This is a genomic window from Nocardia sp. NPDC004718, assembly GCF_053601535.1.
Window position 1 is genome coordinate 1 of the sequence record NZ_JBSGCA010000108.1, and the last position, 7,770, is coordinate 7,770.

Annotated in this window: 6 protein-coding genes; 5 read left to right on the top strand and 1 reads right to left on the bottom strand. The window is 66.3% G+C overall.

Translation table 11 applies throughout. From position 1 onward, the window contains the following. The 5 genes from ACWEH3_RS35350 to ACWEH3_RS35370 all read left to right on the top strand — a co-directional run. A partial coding sequence (locus tag ACWEH3_RS35350) for an LGFP repeat-containing protein (protein WP_450026644.1) occupies window positions 1-224 on the top strand: 224 nt, incomplete at its 5' end. Window positions 225-488: 264 nt separating this feature from the next. Continuing rightward, a complete protein-coding gene (locus tag ACWEH3_RS35355; RefSeq protein ID WP_450026642.1) occupies window positions 489-2,264 on the top strand; it encodes a long-chain-acyl-CoA synthetase in 1,776 nt (591 codons plus the stop codon). Window positions 2,265-2,657: 393 nt separating this feature from the next. Further along, window positions 2,658-3,710, top strand: coding sequence for an RNA polymerase sigma factor SigJ (sigJ, locus tag ACWEH3_RS35360; RefSeq protein WP_450026640.1), 1,053 nt, complete (start codon window positions 2,658-2,660; stop codon window positions 3,708-3,710). A gap of 65 nt (window positions 3,711-3,775) precedes the next feature. Continuing rightward, complete coding sequence (locus ACWEH3_RS35365) at window positions 3,776-4,930, top strand: NAD(P)/FAD-dependent oxidoreductase (RefSeq protein ID WP_450026638.1); 1,155 nt, start codon at window positions 3,776-3,778, stop codon at window positions 4,928-4,930. 400 nt (window positions 4,931-5,330) lie between these two features. Further along, a complete protein-coding gene (locus ACWEH3_RS35370; RefSeq protein ID WP_452358490.1) occupies window positions 5,331-5,945 on the top strand; it encodes a restriction endonuclease in 615 nt (204 codons plus the stop codon). An 832-nt stretch (window positions 5,946-6,777) separates the two neighbouring features. Here ACWEH3_RS35370 and ACWEH3_RS35375 read toward each other — a convergent pair. Further along, window positions 6,778-7,170, bottom strand: coding sequence for a LecA/PA-IL family lectin (locus ACWEH3_RS35375; RefSeq protein ID WP_450026893.1), 393 nt, complete (start codon window positions 7,168-7,170; stop codon window positions 6,778-6,780). Window positions 7,171-7,770: the final 600 nt, after the last annotated feature.

Genomic DNA, 7,770 nt, shown 5'->3' on the forward strand with positions numbered 1-7,770 from the left:
GCGACAGTGTGTGCTGGGTGCACGGCGCGATCCGCGACCGCTGGAACCGCTCGGGCTACCAGACCGGCCCGCTGGGCTGGCCGACGACCGACGAGGAAACCCTGCCCGGCGGAGAGATACGGCAGCGGTTCGAGCACGGGCAGATCATCTGGCCCGGCCGCCGCGACACTGTGACCTTGCTGAATACCGATGGTCCGGACTCTGTTGTCACCGACCATGACTGATAGAGAGAATCATCATGAGCAAGATCCTCTCGGTCCTGGGCTCGAAGCCGATCCGCGCGATGTCCATCACTGCGGTGCCTACCGGGCTTTATCCCCGTGGTCGACACCCCACCATCGGCAACTGCGGAAATCCGTGTCAGCGACCACTGCGGTAATTTCGACGGGCTCCGGAGCGCAGCGGCCATCACTTCACCACGGCTGGGAGTTCTGCGTTCGGATCGTGCGGAGTGGACAGTGGAGCGACGGGTTACAGGGGAGTACAACGTGCAAAGAAGCGTTCGAACAAGGGTCGGGTTGCTGGATCTGGCCCGCGGGGTGCCTGGTGTGGTGTGGGATGCGCCGCGGATCATGCGCAACGCCAGCGGTTTCGGTGTTCGGTCCGACAGCAGATGGTCGGTTGGTGCGGTGTTCCAGGCTGCCGCGCGGCGGCATCCGCGCAGGGTTTTCCTGCGGTTCGAGGGCCGGGAGTGGACCTACCGCGAGGCCAATGCGGTCGTCAACCGATACGCGTCGGTGCTTGCCGAGCGCCACGGGGTCGGTCGCGGCGACATCGTCGGCCTCATGCTCACCAACCGGCCGGAGACTCTGTTTCTCGTGCTCGCAACGGTGAAGCTGGGTGCGACCGCGGGCATGCTCAACCATCAGCAGCGTGATGAGGTGCTCTCGCACAGCATCGACCTGCTGCGCGGTCGTGTGCTGGTGGTCGGCTCCGAGTGCCGCGACGCGGTCGACCAGCTCGACGGCCTGTCGGCCGCGGTCGTGGACGCGGACGAATTCCATGAGGCGTCGCTGGCCGCCGACGACGCCGACCCCGAGGTATGTGCGGAGGTTACCGCCGGTGAACATGCCTTCCTGGTCTTCACCTCCGGCACCACCGGCCTGCCGAAGGCGAGCGCGATGTCGCATGTGCGCTGGTCGCGCAGCTGGGCCGGATTCGGCGGTATCGGTGTGCGACTTCGAGCTAGTGACACTCTGTACTGCTGCCTGCCGCTGTATCACAACAACGCCCTCACTGTGGCGCTGTCGTCGGTGCTGGCCGCGAACGCCACATTCGCGTTGGGTCGGACGTTCTCGGCATCGAACTTCTGGAACGACATCGCCCGCGACCGCGCGACGGCCTTCGTCTACGTCGGGGAAGTATGCCGGTATCTGCTCAACCAACCGCCGACACCGGCCGAGCGTGGGCATCGGGTGCGTGTGGTGGTCGGCAACGGGCTGCGCCCCGAATTGTGGACCGATTTCCGCAAGCGTTTCGGTATCCGCCGTGTCGTGGAGTTCTACGGCGCGAGCGAGTGCCCGCTGGCGTTCATCAACGTCCTGAACGTGTCGAAGACTGCCGGGATCGGCGCGCTTCCCTACGCCGTGGTCGACTACGACACCGAAACCGGTGAGCCGGTGCGCGACACCGACGGGCGGTTGCGCCGGGTCGGACGCGGCAACGTGGGGCTGTTGATGTCCAAGGTCACGGCGATGGCGCCGTTCGACGGCTATCTCCGCGACGACAAAGCCAGCGAGCGCAAGCTGGCCCGAGACGGCTTCGAGCCGGGTGACGTGTGGTTCGACACCGGTGACCTGGTTATCGATCAAGGTTTCAAACACGTCGCGTTCGTCGACAGACTCGGGGACACCTTCCGCTGGAAGGGCGAGAACGTCGCCACCACCCAAGTCGAAGCCGCGATCACCGCCGACGACGGCATCGAGAACGCCGTCGTCTACGGGGTGACCATCCCCGGTACCGATGGCAAGGCCGGCATGGCCGCCGTCGTCCTGCGCGAAGGCGCTGTGTTCGACGGCACGAACCTGGCCCACAGCCTGTTTCGCCAACTGCCGGCCTACGCCGTGCCGTTGTTCGTGCGCGTCGTCGACGAACTGAACCACACCTCGACGTTCAAGAACCGCAAAGTCGAACTCCGCAGCGCGGCCTACGATCCCGACGCCGACGGCGAACTGCACGCCCTCGCTGGACGCGAAGCCGGGTACGTACCCGCCTACCCCGGCTACGCCGCCGACGTGGCTTCAGGAAAGGCTCCGATCGTCTGAGTCACCTATTCCCTACAGCCACACTGGATCGATCCTTGCCGGGGGCCGGGACTCCCTGCCTCCTTCGGGGCGGCGACCGGCAGCGGCCTGGAAACGCATACTTCCCCTTCCGGGCCGCTGTTCGTGGTGACGGGAGCCTCGGAATTCGGTGTGCCACCTGCGCGAATGCAAGGTTGCGATCGCCAAGGGCGGTAGAGCCACCCGGTAGCCCGGAGGTGCCTGGATGTGGGGGCTCGCGGGTCTTGATGAAGGCCAGGACTGCTTCGAGACTCCTCGGCGGTGGGGATCGCCTCGGTTGGTCGTGCGAAGATCGAAGACATGACAACTGAGGCTGTAGACCTTCTCGTCGATGATCGCCTCGTGTGAGAAGCCGTCTTGCTTCAGGAAATCTGGGTGGTTGGCGCGGACAAGTTGCACCACGACATCCTGGAATCGGTGCCCTGGTGTCATACAACGGGCGGGTACTTCGTCATATTGGTGACATCGTCGATGGCGGGAAGGGAGCAGTCGATGGCGGTCGGTTCGCCGCAGGTGGCATCCGAAGATCGTGGCGGCGGGTCAGGAGCTGTGTCGGGTAAGGCGACGCGGGCGTTGACCGACGGCGAGTGGGAATCGCATCGCTCTGCGGTTTTCGGTGCGGCCTATCGTATTCTCGGGACCGTTGCCGAGGCCGAGGACGTGGCGCAGGAGGTGTGGTTGCGCGCCGCGACCGCTGATTTGTTGCAGGTGCGGAATCTGCGGGCCTGGCTGGTGACCCTGTCCGCACGCACGTCGTACAACGTGCTCAAATCGGCGCGGGCGCGCAATGAGTCCTATGTCGGGCCGTGGCTGCCCGAACCGCTACTGACCGGGCCCGATGCCGCTGCCCCGGTGCTGATGGACGAGTCGGTGAGCACCGCGATGCTGCTGATCATGGAAACGCTCACCCCGGCCGAGCGCGTCGCGCTGGTGTTGCACGACGTGTTCGACTTCCCGTTCGACCGCATCGCCGGTGTGCTGAGCAACACGCCCGCTGCCAGCCGTAAGCTCGCCTCCCGAGCCCGAGCGCGAGTCGACCAGGCCGGCGCACCGCCGAAGGCGTCGCGGGCGGAGACCGAACGCGTGCTCAAGGCGTTCAAAGCGGCCGCCGATGGCGGGGACCTGGCCCGGCTGATCGAGTTGCTGCATCCCGCGGTGATCTATGTCGCCGACGGCGGCGGCAAGGTGACGGCCGCACGCAGACCGGTCCATGGTGCAGAGTCGATCGCCCTGCTGACGATCCGGCAGATCGAGATCAGACGCCCCGATGCCTTCCGGATCATCGAGGTGAACGGACAGCCCGCCCTGGCGACCTACCGCAGCGGCGCGCTGGTCTGGCTCGACACCATCGAGATCGCCGACGGCCAGATCACGACCTTCCGGCGACTGGTCAATCCCGAGAAACTCGCTCACATCGGTCACATCTGACCCCGCCGCCTTGTCTCCCTGCCGGACCCTCCGATTCGGAGGCAAGGTTGAGGAAGGACGACACGATGGCCCACGTTGTAATCATCGGAGGCGGTTTCGCGGGCGTGTGGAGCGCGGCGGGTGCGGCGCTGGCTCGCGCGGATGCAGACCTGCGTATCACGCTCATCGCGCCCAACGAACATCTGGTACTGCGGCCGCGCCTGTACGAGCCGGACCCGGACCTGGCGAAGGTGGAACTTCGCCGGATCCTGGCACCGATCGGCGTTGAACACTTGCGTGCCTCGGTAGGCGCGATCGACACCGAACGCCGTGTTGTGCTGGCCGGTGACGAGGAAATCGGTTACGACCGGCTGGTGCTGGCCGCGGGTAGTGAGCTTGTCCGGCCTCAGGGTCTGCCGGGGGCAGACCGGCTCTTCGACATCGACACCCTCGATGGTGCCCGCCGGCTCACCGATCATCTGCGCGACCGCACGGATTACTCAGTCGTGGTGGTCGGTGCCGGGTTCGTCGGTCTCGAGGCCGCGACCGAACTGGCCGCTCGAGGCCGGGTGGTGCTGGTCGACCAGTCGCAGGTGGTCGGTGAACAGCTCGGCCCAGGTCCACGAGCAGAGATCGAGGCCGCGCTGGACGCGCTCGGTGTGCAGCGTCGCCTCACCACGACGGTGACCGCGGTAGGCGAAGGCTATGCCGTCCTGTCCGACGGCACCAATGTCGAGGCCGACGCGGTGGTCTGGTCCGCGGGGATGCGTGCCAGCGCCCTGACCCGGCAGCTCTCCGACGACCTCGACCACCTCGGCCGGGTACCGGTCGATCAGTGGTTGCGCGCACTGCCCGAGGTGTTCGCTGCCGGGGACACCGCCGCCGCGGCGTTCGACGCCGAGCACACCGTCATGCAGGCCTGCCAGCACGCCACCCCGATGGGCAAGGTTGCTGGCTACAACGCGGCAGCCGACCTGCTGCGAATGCCGCTGCGCCAGTTCACTCCCGGCCCATACGTCACCTGCCTGGACCTCGGCAGGGCCGGAGGAGTGTTCACCTGCGGCTGGGACCGCAGGGTGATGGCCTCAGGCGTCGAGGGCAAGAAGATCAAACTATGGATCAACCAGGCGATTCACCCACCGGTCGACGACGCCGAGAAGATCCTCGCCGCCGCCGACCGCGTCTATATCGAACTCCCCTTCTTTCCCCGCCCGGCGGAGAAGCCTGCTCCCGCCGCGTAGTGACATATCTGCTGGAATTGTGGCGGCCCGGCCCAGCGCCGCCACAGTTCCAGCCGATGCCGACACGCCGCCGCAGCGGGAATCGGCACATGGTCCAGTGGCGCGAAAAATCGCGCTAAGGGATTCATGCTGGTGAGACCTTGGACCCGACCGGTGCCGGCCTGGACGGCTCTGGGGGCGTGTGTGCTGTGGATCAGTGCGGCCAGAGCACGACCGCGGCGATGACGACCAAGCTGCCAGAGGACACTACCCACGTGACATCGGCGCCACTGCTCGCACCACCCGACCCGCCGGTCCAGACACAGGCGGAGGAAGTACCTGCACCGATCGCAGCACCTGCCCCGCCACGGTTCCCGGCCGGCTGCTACCCCTTCCAGCAAGGCTGTTGAGGGGCACCGGGATGGGAAGACGACGTAGTCGCCGCGGAACGGATGCGGCGGCATTGATGTTCATGGCCGCCATCGCCGCGCTGGTGGTGGCGCCCAAGGTCGCGCACGCAGCCCAACGCCAGGCTGTGGTACTGGCTTCCGCTGGGTTGTGTGCGCTGGCCATCGCTGCTGTCGCCGCCGGGCTCGCGGTGTGGCATCGCCGCCGGGTACGTGCTCGCGATGACGCTCGTGTCCTGGCGGCGCTACGCCAGAACTCGCTGAGTCCCTCCGAGTTCGAGGAAGCGCTGGCCGCGTTGTGCAGACGGGATGGCTGCACCGATGTCCGGGTCGTCGGCGGATCCGGCGATCTGGGCGCCGACGTCATCGCGCGGGCCCCCGATGGCCGCCGAGTCGTGTTGCAGGCCAAGCGATACCGCAACGACCGCAGCGTGGGCAGCCAAGACCTGCAGCGGTTCGGCGGAACCGCCCACACCATCCACGGCGCCGACGTAGCGGCCGTCGTGACCACCGCACATGCGTTCACCCCGCAAGCCTGCGCGTACGCGGCCAAGGCCAAGATCCAGCTCATGCCAGCGAAAGCGCTCGCAGCGTGGGAATCGCGGACCGGCCCGACCCCCTGGAACTGAGCCCGAGAAACCGGCACCCCCCACCCGAGGCCGTGACAGCGCTGGGATCGTTACGCACACAAGGTCATCTCTGTTCAGGGACCCATCCGTGACGGCCCGCCCTCGGTGGGTGATCGGCGGGAGTCACTGTCCGGGAAACTTTGTCGCCCGCTGGGCCGGGGCCGGGCGAGGGCGGGGCAAACCAGGTGGCGGTAGGCCGGGAAGGGACCGGGCGTGCGCTCTTTTGCCGGCCGGTCCGATCCGTGATCAGTGCCAGTGCACCCCGTTGCGCAGGGCAATCCCGGGCCCAACCTCGCTTGTTGGGGCTGTTCGACACGTTTCTCGAGCGTGGCGATTCTTGTCGTCAATCTTCGGGTTTCGGCTCGATCGCCGAGTATCGGAGAACCGATCGGTTCTCAGTCGCTCGCGGAGGACCGAGTTGTTGTTGGCGGGGTTAGTTTTCGGGTTCGATGCGCGGGGATGGCTGGCTGGTGCTCGGGTGGGGCACCGATGGGGTTGACCGCCATCCGGTGAGGATGAGTATTCCTGTCACGGTGAGTACGGTCAGGGCCATCAGCCCGGCGGTGGCGGTGACCACCGCGACCGTCTGCGCCGACAAGTGGATATGCCGCAGGTTGTTCGGGACGCGTTGCGCGAGACGACGCTATCGGCTCGATGGACAGCCGGCCAAGGGATTGTTGCCAACCGATACGGATCGGCTGGCAAGCCGATAGCTAACTGCGGGTGTTCCGGCGGTACGGGCGAGGCCGGACAGCTCGCGAATGATCAAGTACCCCACCTTGGTGGGGTACTTGTCGTCTATTTCTTTCCGTCGCCTTTGTCCGGCGGCACGCTAGATGCTGCCGTGGTTCTCCACTGTCGCGACGTACTCGCCGGAGTTGTCGCCGTACTTGCCGGGCCAGTCGTTGTAGGCGACGATCACCTCGCCGTCCTCGAGTGCGCGGAAGGTCTGGGCGGAGCCCGCGGCAAACCAGGGGCCCGAACCCACGCGCACGATCAGCGTCCCGATCGGCGCTCCCGGCACGACGCCTTCGGCCTTCATGTATGCCCCGGCGTACTTGCCGTCGATGTACCGGGTCCCATCAGGGTAGGTCGTGGCGTCTCGGCCGTAGGCCGCCCGCCCGCTGCCGGAGACGGTGAAGACATCATCGCGGCTGACCGTCACGCCGGACTTCGCCCCGTCCTCGGCCTTCGCGGGCACCGTGACAACGCTCGAGTTACTCATGGTGACACCTCCCGATAGTTCCAGTATGTGACACCGAAACTATAGCTACCTTTCGGCAAATGAGAGGGATGTGGGTGGGTGCCCGGAGAAGGACACGACGGCAGGGACTTGCGTGACCGAGCGGGCCGGTTCATGTCCCAGGTGGCCCGGTCTTCACCGGTCCGCTCATTCCCCAGGCTTGGACCGGGTCGCTGGAGTACCAGTGGCCGGTCTATTCCTGGCCGCCTGTCCGCGCAGAAAACGACATGGTCGCCGCAACCTCTCAGATCGAGAGTGTTGCGACGACCACGTGAACCCAAGTGCAGCAGATCGCGGGCGGGGCTGTTACGCATCCGCCACCCTGTTCATCGGCTTCGGCGCCAACCGCCTCGGCGTGGCTTTTCGCACCGATGTTCCCCACACCCCTGATCTGCCGCTACCGGCAGCCGAGGGTGGATTCGCGTTCGATCTTCCGGGGTACCGGTAGGAATCGCGCCCTCAGCGCAAACGAGCGGGATGGCGCAGGTCGGCACTACTTCGGGTGATCTGGGCAGGCGATCCATGACCTTCCGTCCGTTTCTGGCGTATCAAACCGACTGTCCTGCAGCGTTTCTCACCCAG

Coding starts and splice junctions, on each gene's coding strand:
- ACWEH3_RS35365 (WP_450026638.1), top strand. CDS start 3,776: ATGGCCCACGTTGTAATCATCGGAGGCGGTTTCGCGGGCGTGTGGAGC.
- ACWEH3_RS35370 (WP_452358490.1), top strand. CDS start 5,331: ATGGGAAGACGACGTAGTCGCCGCGGAACGGATGCGGCGGCATTGATG.
- ACWEH3_RS35375 (WP_450026893.1), bottom strand. CDS start 7,170: ATGAGTAACTCGAGCGTTGTCACGGTGCCCGCGAAGGCCGAGGACGGG.